The organism is Phytohabitans flavus (assembly GCF_011764545.1).
Lineage (GTDB): Bacteria > Actinomycetota > Actinomycetes > Mycobacteriales > Micromonosporaceae > Phytohabitans > Phytohabitans flavus.
Genome location: NZ_AP022870.1, coordinates 1,868,896 through 1,885,552, shown reverse-complemented (window position 1 = coordinate 1,885,552; position 16,657 = coordinate 1,868,896). Strand labels below are relative to the sequence as shown.

Below are 16,657 nucleotides of genomic sequence, written 5' to 3'. Positions count from 1 at the left end.
CCGATGACAGCACCAACCCTGGCCGCACCCCGGCCGCGTACGGGCGACCCGCGACGAAGCGGGTCGCCCCGGCGCCGGTGGGCGAAGGCCCGCTCCGCCATGGGGCGGTACGCATTCCCGGCACCCGCGCTCATCTACCTGCTGGTGTTCATGGTCTACCCGATCCTGTACACCTTCTACCTGAGCTTCCGGGGCGCCAACGCGGTCAACTTCCTCAGCGGCACGGCGCCGTTCGTCGGCCTCGACAACTACCGTGCGGTGCTGTCGTCGCCCACCTTCGTACGGACGCTGGTCATCACGCTCACCTTCACCATCTGCTCGCTCGCCTTCCAGCACGTGATCGGGTTCGCGCTCGCCCTGTTCTTCAACCGCGAGTTCCCGTTCGTCCGGCTCTTCCGGGCCCTGCTGCTGCTCGGCTGGATGCTCCCCGCCGTGGTCAACGCGAGCCTGTGGCGGTGGATGTTCAGCGGCAGCTTCGGCGTGGTCAACTCGCTGCTGGAGACCGTGGGGCTGGGCGGCCTCCAGCACGACTGGCTCACCGACCCGAACACCGCTCTCGGTGCCGTCATCGTCGCCGACGTCTGGGTCGGCATCCCGTTCCACATGCTGCTGCTCCACGCCGGACTACAGAGCCTGCCCGGCTCGGTCTACGAGGCGGCCCGGATCGACGGGGCCAGCGCGTGGCGGCAGTTCACCAGCATCACCGTGCCGCTGATGCGGCCCATCATGTTCACCGCCCTGCTGCTCGGCTTCGTCCAGACGTTCAAGTCGTTCGACATCATCTACGTGATGACCGGCGGCGGCCCGGCCGGCGCGACCACCGTGCTGCCGGTCTCGGTCTACAACCTCAGCTTCGACTACTTCCAGTTTGGCCAGGGCGCGGCCGCCGCCAACATCCTGCTGGTCATCCCGCTGCTGCTGTCCATCGTGTACCTGTGGAACCGCCGGCGGGAGGACGCGGCATGAGAAAGCGTTGGGGACTCACCGCTGTAGGCGCGGTCATCACCGCCGCGTACCTCTTCCCGGTCTACTGGATGGTCGCGACCTCGCTGAAGGACCGCACCGACATCTTCAGCTCGCCGCCGAAGTGGGTGCCGTGGCCGCCGCGCTTCGACGCCTACCACAGCGCCGTGCTCGATAACCCGGTCATGCTGCGCGCCCTCGGCAACAGCGCCATCATCGCGGTCGGCACAGTCATCATGACGCTGCTGCTGGCCGCCCCCGCCGGCTACGGCATGGCCCGGCTCAAGCTGCGCTGGACCGGCCTGATGATGCTGCCGTTCCTTGTCTCCCAGCTCGTGCCGACGATCAACCTGGCCGTGCCGCTCTACCTCATCTTCAGCCGCACCGGCCTTGTCAACACCCAACTCTCGCTCATCATCGCCAACACGATCATCACGCTGCCGTTCGCGGTGATCCTGCTACGCCCGTTCTTTCTACGGGTGCCGGCCGAGCTGGAAGAGGCGGCGGCCACAGACGGCTGCGGCCGGCTCGGCGCGTTCTGGCGGATCGTGCTGCCCATCGTGCGCCCCGGCCTGCTGACGGTCGCGGTCTTCGCGTTCGTGATGACCTGGGGCGAGTTCGCGATGGGGCTGACGCTGACGACCGACGAGCGGGTGCAGCCGGTCACCGTGATCCTCAACCAGTTCATCGGCCAGTACGGCACCGAATGGGCCCCGCTGATGGCAGCCTCCACGATCGTGGCACTGCCCATCGTCATCCTGTTCGTCGGCCTGCAACGCCTTGTCGTCGGCGGCCTCGCCGCCGGCGCCGTCAAGGAGTGAGCGACTCTTGTCCATCTGTTCGTCGGCCCGCGACGGCTCGTCGTCGGCGGCCTCGCCGCCGGCGCCGTCAAGGAGTAAGCGGTCTTTGTCCATAGTGGAGGATGTGTGAGCGGCAACCCGCTGATCGCGGCCTGGCAGGCCGGCCGCAAGACCTACGGCGTCTGGAGCACGATGCCCGGCTCGGTGCCGGCGGAGCTCATCGCCCGCCAGGGCGTCGACTACGTCTGCGTCGACTATCAGCACGGTCTGATCGACCACAGCACCGCGATCCCGATGATGCAGGCGATCGACGCCGGCGGCGCGACGCCCATCGCCCGGGTCAGCTGGAACGAGCCCGACCGCATCATGCGCGTCGCCGACGCCGGCGCCCGCGGCGTCATCGTGCCCATGGTCGACACCGCCGCCGAGGCCGAACGCGCCGCCCGCGCACTACGCTTCCCACCCCACGGCAACCGCTCGTACGGCCCGGTGCGCGCCCGCGAGGTGCTCGGCACCACCGACCTCGACGCCTTGGCCGACCAGGCCTGCCTCATCATGATCGAGACCGCCGAGGGCATCCGCAACGTCCGCGAGATCGCCGCCACCCCCGGCATCCACGGCCTCTACGTCGGACCGAGCGACCTCGCCCTCGCCATGGGCCTGCGGCCCGGCCACACCCCGCCGGACCCCGAGTTCGTCCGCGTCATCGACGGCATCCTGGCGGCCTGCAAGGACAACGGCATCGCCGCCGGCATCCAATGCGCCAACGGCGAGACCGCGGCCCACTACGCGGAGCGCGGCTTCGACATGCTCACGATCGCCTCGGACGCCCCTCTGCTGGTCGCCGCCGTCCGCACCAACCTCGCAGCCGCGAAGCCCACCACCTAGAGATCTTTCGCGGTCGCGGTGGCCTCGGTGCCTTTCGCGGGTAACAATCCAAAATCAAGAAGATCGACCTACCGCGATGTCCGCGGTGGTCCAGACCCAATGCCACTCGACCTAGTTTGATCAAGGCGATGACTTGGACGTTCTGCGCGGCTGCGCGGAGCGCCGGGTTGGGTCGGGTCCTTGAGCGCCGGTCCGGCTTTGGGGAAATCTGTTGCTGCCATAGCGACCATAACTTTCCCCGAATGACTTCCGGCGCCGAGTCTGCGCACTCCCGACGGAAACTCTGGATCTAGTCGACTTTCTGCCGTCAGGACGACAGGAAGTCGACTAGATCGCGGGCTTAGCCACAACAGCACCTCGGGTTGGGCGCTTTAGCTGGTTTGTCCGCATGCCGCGGGCTTCAGAATCGTTGATCGGCACGTCGGGGTCGGAGCACGCCAGCGATCGTGGTATTTAGCTGTCGCTATAACCACAGCTAAATACCACGATCTGCCGGATAGCGTCCGGTTGCCTTGATCGACGCTACGGCGGGCCGCCGTCTGGCAGATCGTGGTACTTAGGTGCCGCTGGAGCGGCAGTTAAATACCACGATCTCTCGCGCACACCAGCCCGACCGCGCCGATCAAGGAACGGGTCTGCGCGGTCGCCGCCAGGACCAGTGCAGTGGGCCCGACCTGGCGGCGAAGGTCGCCGCTGATTGCCGGTGCGGCCGCTCAGAGCGAATGCGCCTGCGCACCCACCTCTTTACCCCTCGTCCGACGGCGGTCCCGGGTTGGGCTTGGACCGCGGACGTGGCAGCGGAGGTCGGGGATTTCGGCGAGCGCCAGCGAGCCGCCGACCTGCGCGGTGCCCGCGGGAGCATACGGTCTGCGGCTGACGCGGACCGGGGAAAATATCTGTCTCAAGAGAATCGGACCTCGCAGGGAGGGCCATCGGGGAGCGACGTGCCGATCGGTCACCGGTAGCGGCGGCGCGTGCGCGCGGCGCGCTCGGGGCATCCTGATTTCGATCTTTGGTGACCTTCTGTCACCAAGCCGACAACCCATAGCAATTGATCAACATCTATGCTCTTTCGTGGAGACGCTGGCACACGAGCAAGGTCTATCCACGGGGGAGCCGACCATGTCCAGTCGTACCGTCCTTCGTCGTACCCGTTTTCTGGCGCCGGCCCTGGCGTTGACGCTGATCGCCAACCTGACACCACCCATTCAGGGCGCCCGGGCCGCAGCCGCCACGATTCCCGCACCGCCGGCCGCGCAAGGGCCGGTCGACCGGCCGATGCCCGAAGGCGTACGCCCGAACGAGGCGTTCCCGCCGGACAAGCGCCCGCCCGTCGTGCCGCCGGAGGTCCGCGCAGATGGGGCGCCGCAGGCGCTGAGCCGGGCCGAGTGGGACCGACGCACCGCGCCCGCCGCCCGCACGGCCGACGCCGAGCAGGTCTTTACCAACATCCTGCTTCAGCCCGGGTTCCTGCTCGGCGACACCTCGCTCGGCCTCTACTTCGACGTCGACGCCGCGGCGCCGCCCTGGTCGACGTGGCGGGTCACCGCCTACGACAAGGAGTCGCAGACCGAGCAGGCCTCGACCACGCTCACCCGCGCCGACCTCGACAGCTACACCTGCCCAGGCCAGCGCACCTACTGCCGCCTGTTCGGCACGGAGCACGGCTGGGTCCTCGACGCCGGCCGGACCTACGAGGTCACCGTCACCGCTGTGCTCGACGACGGTCGCGAGGTCGTCTCCGAGCGGTTCGAGGAGCGGCCGCGCGAGACCATCGACCCGCCCGCGATCCCGACCGGACAGGCGGCCGGCTGCGGCTGCGGCAACGCGCTCGCCCTTACCAGCGGCGGCCAGGCCATCCGCGGCAACGGTGTGAACACCGGCACCGGCGCGTTCATCCAGACCAGCCAGGACCTCGCGATGGGGTCGTTCGGCGTGCCGTTCACGTCGTCGCGGGCCTACTCGTCGGCGAACGGCACCGGCGCGTTCGGCGGCGGCTGGGCCTGGTCGTACGGCATGAGCGTCACCCCGGTCGACGGCGGCGCGGTGGTCCGGGCCGAGGACGGCGCCGAGGCGACCTACCGGCTCGACGGCGACACCTACCGGCGGCCGCCGGGCGTGCGGTCGAACCTGCGCGCCTCCGGCGACGGCTGGACGCTGACCACGCCGAACAACATCGCGTTCGCGTTCGACGCCCAGGGCCGGCTCACCTCGGTCACCAACCCGCGCGGCATGGGTGTGCGGCTGGCCTACGCCGATAACGCCATCACGATCACTGACGCCTCGGGGCGGGTGGCCAAGGTGACCCTCGAGGGCGGCCTTATCCGCCGGATCGGCCTCCCCGACCGCCGCGAGGTGAAGTACTTCTACACCGGGACACTGCTGACCTCGTACGTCGACGCCCGGGGCAAGGTCTGGAAGTACGGCTACGACGCCACCGGCCGGCTCGCCACCGTGACCGACCCCGACAAGGTCGTCGCGGTCCGCACCGAGTACGACGCGACCGGCCGGGTGGTGCGGCAGCTCGACGCGCACGGCAAGCAGGCCGTCTTCCGGTGGGACGCCGCCGAGCAGGAGGCGCTGACGATCGACGCCGACGGCGTGCAGGTCTTCGACGGCTACCGCGGCAACGTCCTCGTCCACAGCCAGCGTGGCAACGGCGACACCGAGCACCACCGATACGACGGAGCCCTCAACCGCGGCCTCGTCGTCGACGGCAAGCAAAGCCAGCACGCGTCGGAGTTCGACGAGCGCGGCAACCGCGAGCGGCGCCAGGCGCCCCGCGGGGTCGGCGGGTTCGACGAGAAGACCCAGTACGACGCCCGCAACAACCCGACCACGCACACCGACGCCAACGGCAAGGTCTGGCAGGACACCTACAACGAGTTCGACGAGCTGATCCAGAGCAAGGATCCCAAGGGCAACATCGTCGCCTACGCCTACGACGACCGGGGCCTCCTCGTCTCCCGGACCAATCAGCTCGGCAAGGTGACCCGGTACGAATCCTTCCCGGCCGGCGACCCCAACAGCGGCCTCGCGAAGGCGGTCGTCTCGCCGGGCGGACGCCGGGTCGAGTTCGGCTACGACAAGGTCGGCCGGCAGATCTCGGTCACCGACCCGCGCGGCACAATGCCCGGCGCCAACCGGCGTGACTACACGACCCGCTACGAGTTCGACGCCCAGGACCGCCCCGTCGCCGTCCACGAGCCCGGCAAGGACGACCCGTGGCGGACCAGCTACGACGACGTCGGCCGGACCCGCACGCAGACCACCCCGACCGGCGCCCGCACCGAGTACGCCTACTTCGACACCGGGCTGCTCAAGTCCACGTACGACGGTCGGAGCACCGTCGCCCACACCTACACCGACGCCGGCCGCCGCGCCTCGTCCCGGCTCGAGCTCGACGGCCAGGACGCGGTCACCACGTACGCGTACAACGCCAAGGGCCTGCTGCACAAGGTCACCTCGCCGCGCGGCAACGTGCCCGGCGCCAACCCCGCCGACTTCACCACCAGCTACTTCTACGACGCCAACGACAATCCGCTGCGGATGGAACGCCCCTACCCGGGCGGCGTCACCGTCAAGCGCGACATCCGCGTCGACGACCTCGACCGCACCACGGCGAAGACCGACGAGCTGAACAAGACGTCGAGCTTCCAGCGGGACAACCTCGGCCAAGTCACCGAGGTCACCGACAACCTCGGCCGCAAGACCGGGATGGAGTACGACGACAACGGGCAGCAGACCCACATCCGCGACCCCGAGCAGGGCGTCGTCGAGCACAAGTACGACGCGGCCGGCCAAAAGATCGAGACCAAGCGGGCCACCGGCGGCATCTCGACCTTCGCCTACGACGACGACGGCATGCTGGTCAGCACCACCGAGCCGCGCGGGAACGTCGCCGGCGCCGACCGGGAGCGGTACACCACCCACCACGAGTACGACCTCGCCGGAAACCCGTCCCGCACCATCGACCCGCTCGACCACGTCACCAGCTACCGGTACGACGCGAACAACCGGCCCACCGCCGTCACCGACGCGAAGAACCGCACCACCCACTACACGTACCGGGACGACAACCTCCCCCGGACCATCCGGACGCCGGACACCCCGCACGGCCGCGACGGCACCGTCTACGACTACTACGAGGACGGCCTCGTCAAGTCGGTGCAGGACCCGGCCGGGGAGCGGACCACGTTCGGCTACGACGACGGCGGGCGGCTGGTCACCCGCACCGACCCGTTGGATCGGGTCAACGAGTACGAGTACGACGTCGAAGGCAACCGGACCTCGAGCCTGACCCGCTGGAAGCACGAGCGGCTCTCGTCCACCGAACGCGCCAAGCGCACCGTCGTCGACACGTTCGACATCGTCGGCCGCCGCGACAGCCGCACCCTCGGCAGCGAAGGCCCGCGCTACTCCTGGCAGTACGACGCCAAGGACCGCACCACCGCGTACGTCGACCCGCTCGGCCACCGCTCCGTCGTCTACGACGACGAGGACCAGATCAAAAAGGTCACCCGCACCGAGGCCGACCTGGAGGAGATCTTCTCGTACGACTACGACGCGCGGGGCAACATCACGTCGCGGTCGTATCCCGACGGGACCTCGGCGACCGCGACCTACGACGCCGACAGCCAGATGAAGACGCTCACCGTCGCCGAGTCGACCTGGCGCTTCGACTACGACGTCGCCGGCCGGCGCGAGGCCACCTGGCTGCCCGCCGCGACCGGCCTGGTCGAACGGCGCGCGTACGACGACGCCGGCCGGCTCACCCGGATCGGCACCGAACGGGCGCCGGCGGCGCCGGACGTCGAGCTGCCCGACGGCGGCCTGTTCTCCTTCGGCGAGCGGCCCGACCCGCCCACCGACGTCACCGCCCGGCCCGGCGCCGGCCTCGCCGTCGTCTCCTGGAAAGCGCCCCGCGACGGCGACGTCGCCGGATACACCGTGACCGCCAACCCGGGCGGGAAGACGACGACGGTCGGCGCGACCTCGACCAGCGCCGTGTTCAACGGCCTCGACGCCGGCACTCCCTACACCTTCACGGTCACCGCCCACGACGACGACGGCGCTGGCCAGACGTCACAACCGTCCGACCCGGTCACCCCGGTCGCATTGCCGCAGGATCCGGTCTCGTCCTTCGACCTGACGCTGGACCAGGTCGGCAACCCCACCCGCGTCGTCACCACCCGCGGCGGGGTCTCCGAGTCCGTCGCCTACACCTACGACGCCGTCGACCGGCTCACCTCAGCCTGCTATGCCGCCACCACCTGCGACGAGCGCGGCCGCCCCGCCGGCCGGATCGACTACCGGTACGACCTCATGGGCAACCGGACCAGCCAGAAACGCACCGGGACCGCCGGCGACGACACCACCACCTACGAGTACGACGACGCGAACCAGCTCACCAAGGAGGTGCTGCGCGAGCCGCGGCACGTCACCACCACCGAATACGCGTACGACGTCAACGGCAACCAGACCCGCTCCGGCACCGACAAGTTCGAGTACCACCTCGACAACTCGCTGGCCAAGGCCACTGTCGACGGCCGGGTCGCCACGTTCGCGTACGGCGCCGACGGGCTGCGGCTGTCCGGCACCACCGACCCCGGCAAGCCCGAGTCGGCGACGCAACGCTGGTCGTGGGACGTCGCCGGCACCCTCCCGCAGATCGCCGTCGACGCCGTCACCGACTCCGCCGGCAACACGGTCGAGAAGCGTGGGTTCACCTACGGGCCCGACGACGAGCCGCTCGCCCTCCTCGACCCGGCGACCGGCGCGCACGCGTACACCCACGACTGGCTCGGCGGCGTCGCGAACATGCTCACGCCGGCCGGCACGCCGGAGATCGGCTACGACTACGACCCGTTCGGCAACCCGCGCGCCGGGCCGACCCTGACCGGCGACGGCGACTCCGCTGCGACTTCGGCGCCGGAAAACCCGCTCCAGTACACCGGCGCCTACCAGGACTCGACGACCGGCGACGGCAACTACTACCTCCGCGCCCGCAACTACAACCCCGGCACCGGACGCTTCACTTCGGTCGACCCGATGCCGACCGGCGGTGCGGCCACCTCTCCCTACACGTACGCGGACAACAACCCGACCTCGTACACCGACCCGACCGGCGCCACGCCGGAGCCGGCGCCCGGCGGCGAACCCGCGATCAGCCCCGAGGACATCGCCAAGGCCAACCAGGTCCAGGGCAAGAGCGTCCTCGACGTGGTGCTGGAGGCCGGCGGCCAGATCCTCATGGAGATCCTGGGGATCAACGACATCCTCAACTGCCTGAAGGGCGACCTCGGCGCCTGCGCGATGATGATCATCGGCGCGCTGCCCTGGGGCAAGATCTTCAAGGCGAAGAAGATCGCCGAGGCCATCTTCCGGGCCGGCAAGGCCGTCATCACCTTCTTCAAGGAGCTCGACTGGGCCCGCGCGATCCTGCGCTCGGCCGAGAAGGCCGCCGAGGCGGCGAAGGCAGCGGCGGCCAAGGCAGCGCGTGAGGCGGCCGAGAAGGCAGCGGCGGCCAAGGCGGCGGCGGAAGCCGCGGCCCGCCGTGCGGCAGCGGCGGCAGCGGCCCGGGCCAAGGCACTGGCCGCCAAGGCGAAAGCCCTGACGAAGAAGAAACCCGACTGCGAGACGAACAGCTTCGTCGCCGGGACCAGGGTTCTGCTCGCCGGTGGCGCGACCAAAGCGATCGAGGACGTCGAACCGGGCGACACGGTCATCGCCACCGACCCCGAAACCGGTCGCACCGAGGCACGGCAGGTCACCCACACGATCCGTACGGACAGCGACAAGGAATACGTCGACGTCACGGTCGAGGGCGACGACGGGAAGCACACCATCACGACGACCGACCACCACAAGTTCTGGTCGGTCACCCGGGGCCGATGGGTGTCGGCCGGGGACCTGCGGCCCGGCGAACTCCTGCGGACATCGGCCGGCACGTATGTGCAGATCAGTGCGGTCCGGACGTTCGACAGCTCCCACATCACGTACGACCTCACGGTCGACGCGATCCACACGTACTACGTGCTGGCCGGCGCCGAGTCGGTGCTCGTCCACAACACCAACATGTGCGGCACGCCGAGCACGCGCGCCGCGGACCACGTCGAGTGGGCCCGCGAAGGTTCGGGCCCATACGCGAACGCCGCGCGACAGCGAGCCTACGAATACGAGTCAGGCGCGCCCGGCGCCCGCAGCGATCGGTTGACCAGACAATCTCTGGTGCCGCGACTGAGGATGCCGGGACTGAACGGCGACGTGACCGCGAAGTTCGACGGACTCCTCGGTGACGAGATCATCGACCGCAAGCACAACGTCCTGCCATTCACCTCGAACTCGATGGTGGACGAGGCCAGGCGTCAGGCGGGGACCTCCGCGTACCATGGCCTCCAAGCCGTCTGGGAGGTGCCAGACGAGGCCGTCAGAGCGAGAGCGCTTCGGTGGCTGAGCGATGCCGGAGTCTCGAACATCACCGTCAGGATTGCTCCGTGAATGTCGATCCGATAATCGTGGCCATGGTGTCCGCCATTCAGATGTTGGACCATGCGACCGAGCAGGAGGTCGATCCAGACTTCGCGGTGGAGCTACAGCAGGTGATGGGCGCCTACCTGGACGAGCTATCCCCGAGGACGTGGTCGAGTTCAGGGAGATCCTGCTGCGCATCGCGGGCGAACGCGCCGAGGCCGACCCACTGATAGCCGAATACCTGCGCAGGCTCGCCGACGGTTACGCCCGCGAAGCATGATCGATGCCAGACGACGTCGTGGGGGGCCGCAGACGAGTCTGACTGGCCAGGCGGCTGGCATTAGCAAACCCGTCGACTATCCTCACTGTTACCTGCTGCTGTCGATGGCCCGGGTACGCCGCGAAGTACCCCAACACATGACGCCTAACCCATGTTGGAGCCACGCCGCTCCGGTTCGGTGAGCCCCGCGATCAGGGTCCGCTCCCGTAAGGACCTTCAAGCCGCACGTCGCCGCCGCCCCCACGCCTGCTGGGGCCACCTGGTCGCCGCCGCGTTGTGGCCGCTGCACGGGACAAACCTCGGTACCCTCCTACGCACCTGCGACGCGGTCGGCGCCTGCCTGGCGGTGCCACCGTTTCGATGGGTCGACGAGGCCATCGCACGAGGCAACACGCTACGCCGGCCCAGCTGCATACACCGGATCGGCGACCCAGCCGACTGGCTGAAACGTGAGCGCGCCAACGGCACGCGCATCATCGGCGTCGAACTGGCCGACGAGGCAATCCGACTCGCCGACCTCCCACCAGCCAACCGCCGAACCATCATGGTTCTCGGACACGAAACCACCGGCATCCCACCAGAAGCGCTGAACCAACTCGACCTCGCCGTAGAAATCCCCATGGTCGGAACCGGTCACAGCCTCAACGTCGCCGTCGCGGGCTCACTCGTGCTGTACAAGCTCGCCGGACTCCTCTGACCGCTAAACAGTCCACACCAGGTGACGCGCCCGCTCGACCTGTTAGCGGGCCGCGTGACCTGGTGGTGTGGCGTCTTCGCCGAGATTGACCCTCTGCACCCGCAGGTGCGGTTGGTCCAGGAACCGATCGACGAGCGCGACAGGTCCTCCCAGGTATCGCCAGTCGTCGTCCCAGAGCCACGACAGTAGCCACGAGTGATCCGCCGGGAAGATTAAGTCGGGGCCGGGCGCTCGCCACGATCGCAGGTCGTGGCGCCACCGTGCTGCCTCGGTTGGGCCTGCCTGGACGAGCACGTACGGCCAGTCCGCGTACAGGGTCACTCGAGGAGCGTCAGGGAAGACCAAGTCGTCAGCACCGGTGTCCAGGTAGCCCAGCCACCACGGCTGGTCGCGGGACTGCTCGGTGAGCAGCCGCAGTACGAGATTGAAATGCTCTGGTCGGCCCTCGTCCTTGTCCGGGACGACGACAGTCGCGTAGGCCGGGAAGATCGGCGGGATCGCCGACGTGATGGTCAGCCCTGGCTCAGTCGATTCCTTAATCCACGCGATGTCCGCGTCAGTGCCGATGCGCCAGTGCTCGCCGTCCTTCCAGTAGCTGACTGGAGAGGCGCCATCGCCGGGGACCATTTCGACAGTGTAAGAAACCCATCAGCCTGCACAAGGATCGCGCGCGCCTCGGCGAGCGCCAGCGAGCCGCCGACCTGCGCGGTGCCCGCGGGAGCATACGGTCCGCCACTGACGCGGACCGGGGAAAGAAATCTAGATCCACCCCTGTTCCCACGCCCGGTGCGCGGCGGCGTGCCGGGACCTCACGCCGAGCTTCGTCATCGCGGCCGACAGGTAGTTGCGCACGGTGCCCGGGGCGAGGTGCACCAGCGCGGCGATCTCTTGCACCGACGCACCCGTGCGCGATGCGCGCAACACCTCCAGCTCGCGTTCGGTCAGCGGGCACGGGTCCTCGACGAGGGCGGAGGCGGCGATCTCCGGGTCCACGTACCGCCGGCCGGCCGCGACGTCCCGGATGATCTCGGCCAGCCGGGTGGCCTCGGTGGTCTTCGGCACGAACCCGCTCACCCCCGCGGCCAGCGCCCGCCGCAGCACCGCCGGCCGCGCGTGGCGGGTGACCAGCACGATCCGCGTGGGCAGCGCGGCCCGGATCTCCTCGGCGGCGCGCAGGCCGTCGGTGGGCGGCATCTCCAGGTCGAGCACCGCGATGTCCGGCCGGTGCGCCACTGCCAGCCGCACCGAATCGGTGGATGTGGACGCCTCGGCCACCACCTCGATGTCGTCCTCCAGCCCGAGCAGCGCGCTCAGTGCCCCGCGCAGGAGGTCCTCGTCGTCGGCGAGCAGGAGGCGGATCACGGCGCGCCCACCGGGAGCGTCGCGGCCACTTCGAAACGGTCGGCCTCGTGCCGCCAGGTCAGGTCGCCGCCGGCCGCGGCCAGCCGCTCGGCGAGCGTGGCCAGCCCGGATGCCTCCTCCGTGGGCGCCAGCGCGCCGTCGTTGCTCACCCTCAGCCGGGCTCGGTCGCCGTCCACGCGGTACTCCACGTCGGCGCGTGCCGCCCGGCTGTGGCGCAGCACGTTGGTGGTGGCCTCGCGCATCACCAACCCCAGCAGGTGCCGGCCGGTGGCGGAGAGGCCCGACGGGGCGGGCGCGAGGTCCATCCGCGCGTCGATGTCGGCGGCGGCCAGCACTCGGGTGGCATTGGAGATCTCCTCCTCCAGCGTCGTGCGGCGGTACCCGTGCACCAGAGCCCGCGTCTCCCGCAGCGCGTCCGCGGCGAGCCGCCGTACCTCGCGCATCTCGGCCTCCGCCCGGTCGGGGTCGGTGGCCGCGAGCCGGGCGGCCAGCTCGCTCTTCAACGCGATGACCTGGAGGTGGTGGCCCTGGATGTCGTGCAGGTCGGCGGCGAAGCGGAGCCGCTCGTCCTTGACCGCCAGCTCGGCCTCGAGCCGCCGCGCCGCGTGCAGCCGTCCGGCCACGTCCCAGGCCCACAGCGGCCCGAGCACCGACCACCCGCTGAAGATCACGAGGCCCGCGGGGAAGAGCGCCGCGTAGAGCAGGCCGCCGTCGGCCATGGCCCACGACACCACCAGTCCGGGTACGGCCGCCGCCGCGCTCGCCCCGCCCAGCAGCCACCGCTGCCCGTGCGGGGACAGGAACGTCGCGCCGACCGCCACGAGGACGGCGGGGGCGAGGGCCCAGCGCCCGTACTCGCCGAAGCCGAGCTCGACCGCGCCCAGCACGGCCGCGCCCGCTCCCCCGGCGGCCAGCCACCTGCGCGGCACCTCGCCGGGCACCACCGCCGCGAGCCGGCGGTGCAGCAGCACCACGCTCGCCGTGACCGCCACGCCCAGCGCCGCACCACCCAGGAGGCGGGCCCAGAGCGGCGTGCCGCCTGCCACGAGCCACCCGCCGGCGAAGAGGACGAGCACGCTCACGGCCGCGCCAGCCAGCGTCCACCACGTGTACCGGCGGAGGCTGGCCAACCCCGTCCCGTCCGCCACGCGGCCATTGTCGCAGCCCGGCGGCATGACAAGTGTCATGAGATCACGTGCGGATTACGTACTGGCGTGGATGGCCGGCGTCCTCTTGAATGGACGGCAGAAGATATACCCCCACCCGGTACCAGTATTCGAAGGAGTCGCTCCAGTGGGACGCTTCCTCTGGCACTACGTCGAAATGATCATCGCGATGGCCGTCGGCATGCTCGTGCTGGGCCTCGCCCGCGGCGGCGTCCTCGGCCTGTTCGGCGCCGAGCTCTCGAGCACCAGCCAGCCCGAGCTGGCCGCCCTGCTCATGGCCTTCGACATGTCGGTCGGCATGGTGGTCTGGATGCGCTTCCGCGGCCACGGCTGGGCCAGCACGATGGAGATGGTCGCCGCGATGTTCGCGCCGGTGGTGCTGCTCGCGCCGTTCACGCTCGCCGGCCTCATGTCCGGCCACGCGCTGATGATGGTCATGCACATCGCGATGCTGCCGCTCATGCTCGCCGTCATGCTCCGCCGCCGCGCCGAGTACTCCCGCGGCCACCGCGAGCACCGTCAGGACCAGCGCGCGGCCGAGGAGCTGGCCGGATGACCGCCGCGACGATCACGGGCAAGCGCGGCGGGCCGGGCCGGACGATCCGCGCACTGGCCCGGCGCTGGCCGACCGCCCTGGGCATCCTGTCCGCCGCCGTAATGGCGGGGGCAGCGACCTGGCCAGCCAGGTCATCGCCCTCGGCGAAATCCTGCTGTTCCTCCCCCTGCTCTACCTTGTCGCGGCGCGCGCCGACCGGCGAAGCCTGATCTGGCCGCTGCTCGGCATCGCGTTCGCCCTGATCATCGGGCTACGCGCGCTGGACGTGCCGGTGGCCGCGGTGGCCGTAACGCTCGCGGCGGCCGCGCTCGGCTGGAGCGCGATCGGGCACACGCCGCACCCCAGCACGCTGCGCGTCCAAGCGCTGGGGATGGTCGGCTTCGCCGCGCTCGGGCTAGCCGGGCTCGCCGTCGACCCCGACCTGGGGCTGTACCTGGTGGCGACGGGCTGGCTGCTGCACGGCGTGTGGGACTTCGTCCACCTCAAGCTGGACCGGGTCGTGCCCCGCTCGTACGCCGAGTGGTGCGGCGTGCTCGACGTGCTGACCGCCGGACAGCTGCTACTGCTCGCCTGGTGAGCATTCCGCCTGGTGCGATCGAAGCCCTGCTACGCGAATGCCGCGACGATCAGCGCCGGCCCGACCACCAGGTCGACGACACCGCAGAACTCCGCATACGGCCGGTCCACCACCTTGTCGATCCGAAAGTGGTACGCGTCCCAGGCGGCGTGCGCGAGGAATCCGGTACCGGCCAACACCACGCCCCACCGCGGCGCGAGCGCGGCGCACACCAGCGTGACGGCCCCGAAGCCCACCATGCCGGCCGTCTGGAGCCAAAACACGCCGCCGTCGGTGAACCGCCGCCGGGCCACGGCCCACAACCACAGCAGCACCACGACTATCGACATGCCCACCGCCGGCTCGACCGGCAGCACACCCGCCTGGCGGAGCGCGTGCAGCACCGACACGACGGCGCTCAAGGCCGCCAGCGCGACCCACGCCGCCCGTGGGCGGCCCACCGCGTACGCCATCATGTAAATCCCGGCCATCATTACGACGACCGGACCGAACAGCTCCACCTCGCGATCAAGCAGCACGATGACACTGATCGCGCCCGCTAGACCAACCACGGCCAATGCCGTCGGCCAACGGTCGACCAGCTTGATCGGCCGAGGCGACTCCACCGTTGTCATGGTCACCTCCCAGACGTGCCGGCGATCCGGCACCATTCGCTCCCACAAGCGACCACGAGCGCCGACTGCCTGCTCTGGTCGGCCATGCCGAGCGAACGTAATGACCGGCCAGCGCGCCCGGCAAGACACAGCGGCACCCATGGCTGGAATCCTGGGAAACGTGTCCGGCCAGCCACGCTTATCCCGCAGCGCCGCCATGCGAACATCGTTTTCATAACGGCCGGGAGGTCGTCGTCTGGGAGGGCCTGAACCCGTATGGCCGCAAGTGAGAACTTGCTCGAACAAACGACACGCACGCCCAGCCCCGGCGCGGGGCACCGCAGGCGCGTCGTTGTCGTCGGCTACGACGGCCTCGAGCTACTCGACGTCGCGAGCGTGACAAGCAGCCTCGACCTGGCCAACCGGCTCGGCGCCACACCTACCTACGACATCCAGTTCGCCACCCTGTCCGGCCAGGGCGTGCGCTGCGACTCCGGCCTCGACCTACACGCCCAGGTTGCCCTACCGGACGTGCCCGGCACACTGCACACCCTCGTCGTCTCCGGCGGCCTCGGCCACGCGGCAGCCGCAGCCGACCCCAGGCTCATCAGTCAAATCCAACGACTGGCCCGCACCTCAAGCCGAGTGGCGTCAGTCTGCACCGGCGCGACAATCCTCGCCGCGGCCGGCCTCCTCAACGGCAGACGAGCCACCACCCACTGGCACCACGCCGACGAACTAGCCCGCGCATACCCCGCGATACGGGTCGACCCCGCACCGATCTACGTGCAGGACGGCCGCATATGGACCTCCGGCGGCGTAACAGCAGCACTCGACCTCGCCCTAGCGTTCATCGAAGCCGACCACGGCGCCGAACGAGCCCGCTGGGTCGCCATGGGCCTGGTCACCTACCTACAACGCCCCGGAAACCAAGCACAAATGAGCATGTTCATACGCGCTCGCCGCCCCGAACACGACATCGTCCGCCGTGTCCTCGACCACGTCACCGCACACCCCGACGCAGACCTATCCACCACTCGCCTCGCCGCCATCGCCGGCGTCAGCGAACGACACCTCACCCGACTCGTCGTCGAACACACCGGCCAACCTCCAGCCCGAATGGTCCGACACGCGCGCCTACAAGCGGCAGCCACCGCCCTGGTCACCACCGATCGACCGATCTCCTCGATCGCGAAAGCAACCGGCTTCCGATCCGCCGAAACACTCCGCCAGGCATTCAACACATGGTTCGGCATCCCGCCAACGCACTACCGCAACGTGCACCGCCGACGCTAAACCACC

General features: G+C 69.7%; 12 protein-coding genes. 8 read left to right on the top strand and 4 right to left on the bottom strand.

The window, feature by feature from the left end:
* Positions 1-3: 3 nt before the first annotated feature.
* From Pflav_RS07945 to Pflav_RS07925, 5 genes are all read left to right on the top strand, one after another.
* The gene (locus Pflav_RS07945; protein WP_173034940.1) at positions 4-966 is read left to right on the top strand and encodes a carbohydrate ABC transporter permease; all 963 of its coding nucleotides are present in this window, start codon (positions 4-6) and stop codon (positions 964-966) included.
* Entirely contained in the window at positions 963-1,784 is an 822-nt protein-coding gene (locus tag Pflav_RS07940; RefSeq protein WP_173034938.1) for a carbohydrate ABC transporter permease, read from the top strand. Before Pflav_RS07945 ends, Pflav_RS07940 begins: the two co-directional genes overlap by 4 nt.
* A gap of 105 nt (positions 1,785-1,889) precedes the next feature.
* Positions 1,890-2,651, top strand: a complete 762-nt coding sequence (locus Pflav_RS07935) for an HpcH/HpaI aldolase family protein (protein WP_173034936.1) — start codon at positions 1,890-1,892, stop codon at positions 2,649-2,651.
* A 1,122-nt stretch (positions 2,652-3,773) separates the two neighbouring features.
* The gene (locus Pflav_RS07930; protein ID WP_232071071.1) at positions 3,774-10,151 is read left to right on the top strand and encodes a polymorphic toxin-type HINT domain-containing protein; all 6,378 of its coding nucleotides are present in this window, start codon (positions 3,774-3,776) and stop codon (positions 10,149-10,151) included.
* Between the two features lie 404 nt (positions 10,152-10,555).
* Positions 10,556-11,101 carry a TrmH family RNA methyltransferase gene (locus tag Pflav_RS07925; protein ID WP_173034934.1) on the top strand — a complete coding sequence of 182 codons (546 nt, stop codon included), beginning with the start codon at positions 10,556-10,558 and terminating at the stop codon, positions 11,099-11,101.
* A 42-nt stretch (positions 11,102-11,143) separates the two neighbouring features.
* Here the strand turns inward: Pflav_RS07925 and Pflav_RS45090 are convergent, their stop codons facing one another.
* The 3 genes from Pflav_RS45090 to Pflav_RS07910 form a co-directional block, all read right to left on the bottom strand.
* Positions 11,144-11,728 carry a hypothetical protein gene (locus tag Pflav_RS45090; RefSeq protein WP_232071069.1) on the bottom strand — a complete coding sequence of 195 codons (585 nt, stop codon included), beginning with the start codon at positions 11,726-11,728 and terminating at the stop codon, positions 11,144-11,146.
* Between the two features lie 132 nt (positions 11,729-11,860).
* The gene (locus Pflav_RS07915) at positions 11,861-12,463 is read right to left on the bottom strand and encodes a response regulator transcription factor (RefSeq protein ID WP_173034932.1); all 603 of its coding nucleotides are present in this window, start codon (positions 12,461-12,463) and stop codon (positions 11,861-11,863) included.
* Positions 12,460-13,611, bottom strand: coding sequence for a sensor histidine kinase (locus tag Pflav_RS07910; RefSeq protein WP_197938193.1), 1,152 nt, complete (start codon positions 13,609-13,611; stop codon positions 12,460-12,462). The genes Pflav_RS07915 and Pflav_RS07910 overlap by 4 nt, the downstream gene beginning before the upstream one ends.
* Before the next feature lie 145 nt (positions 13,612-13,756).
* On the opposite strand from Pflav_RS07910, the gene Pflav_RS07905 reads away from it, so the two are divergent.
* Entirely contained in the window at positions 13,757-14,185 is a 429-nt protein-coding gene (locus tag Pflav_RS07905; RefSeq protein ID WP_173034930.1) for a hypothetical protein, read from the top strand.
* A gap of 280 nt (positions 14,186-14,465) precedes the next feature.
* Positions 14,466-14,762: a hypothetical protein gene (locus tag Pflav_RS07900; RefSeq protein WP_180201262.1), complete on the top strand. Its 297-nt coding sequence runs from the start codon at positions 14,466-14,468 to the stop codon at positions 14,760-14,762.
* A 29-nt stretch (positions 14,763-14,791) separates the two neighbouring features.
* Here Pflav_RS07900 and Pflav_RS07895 read toward each other — a convergent pair whose 3' ends face one another.
* Positions 14,792-15,376 carry a hypothetical protein gene (locus Pflav_RS07895; protein ID WP_173034928.1) on the bottom strand — a complete coding sequence of 195 codons (585 nt, stop codon included), beginning with the start codon at positions 15,374-15,376 and terminating at the stop codon, positions 14,792-14,794.
* A gap of 273 nt (positions 15,377-15,649) precedes the next feature.
* On the opposite strand from Pflav_RS07895, the gene Pflav_RS07890 reads away from it, so the two are divergent.
* Positions 15,650-16,651 (top strand): GlxA family transcriptional regulator, encoded by a 1,002-nt coding sequence (locus tag Pflav_RS07890; RefSeq protein ID WP_232071067.1) that lies wholly within the window; start codon positions 15,650-15,652, stop codon positions 16,649-16,651.
* The last annotated feature ends 6 nt before the right edge of the window (positions 16,652-16,657 follow it).

What these genes read in the sequence shown, in the direction of transcription:
- Pflav_RS07945 (WP_173034940.1), top strand. Translation starts at nt 4, where the DNA reads ATGACAGCACCAACCCTGGCCGCACCCCGGCCGCGTACGGGCGACCCG.
- Pflav_RS07940 (WP_173034938.1), top strand. Translation starts at nt 963, where the DNA reads ATGAGAAAGCGTTGGGGACTCACCGCTGTAGGCGCGGTCATCACCGCC.
- Pflav_RS07930 (WP_232071071.1), top strand. Translation starts at nt 3,774, where the DNA reads ATGTCCAGTCGTACCGTCCTTCGTCGTACCCGTTTTCTGGCGCCGGCC.
- Pflav_RS07925 (WP_173034934.1), top strand. Translation starts at nt 10,556, where the DNA reads ATGTTGGAGCCACGCCGCTCCGGTTCGGTGAGCCCCGCGATCAGGGTC.
- Pflav_RS45090 (WP_232071069.1), bottom strand. Translation starts at nt 11,728, where the DNA reads ATGGTCCCCGGCGATGGCGCCTCTCCAGTCAGCTACTGGAAGGACGGC.
- Pflav_RS07895 (WP_173034928.1), bottom strand. Translation starts at nt 15,376, where the DNA reads ATGACAACGGTGGAGTCGCCTCGGCCGATCAAGCTGGTCGACCGTTGG.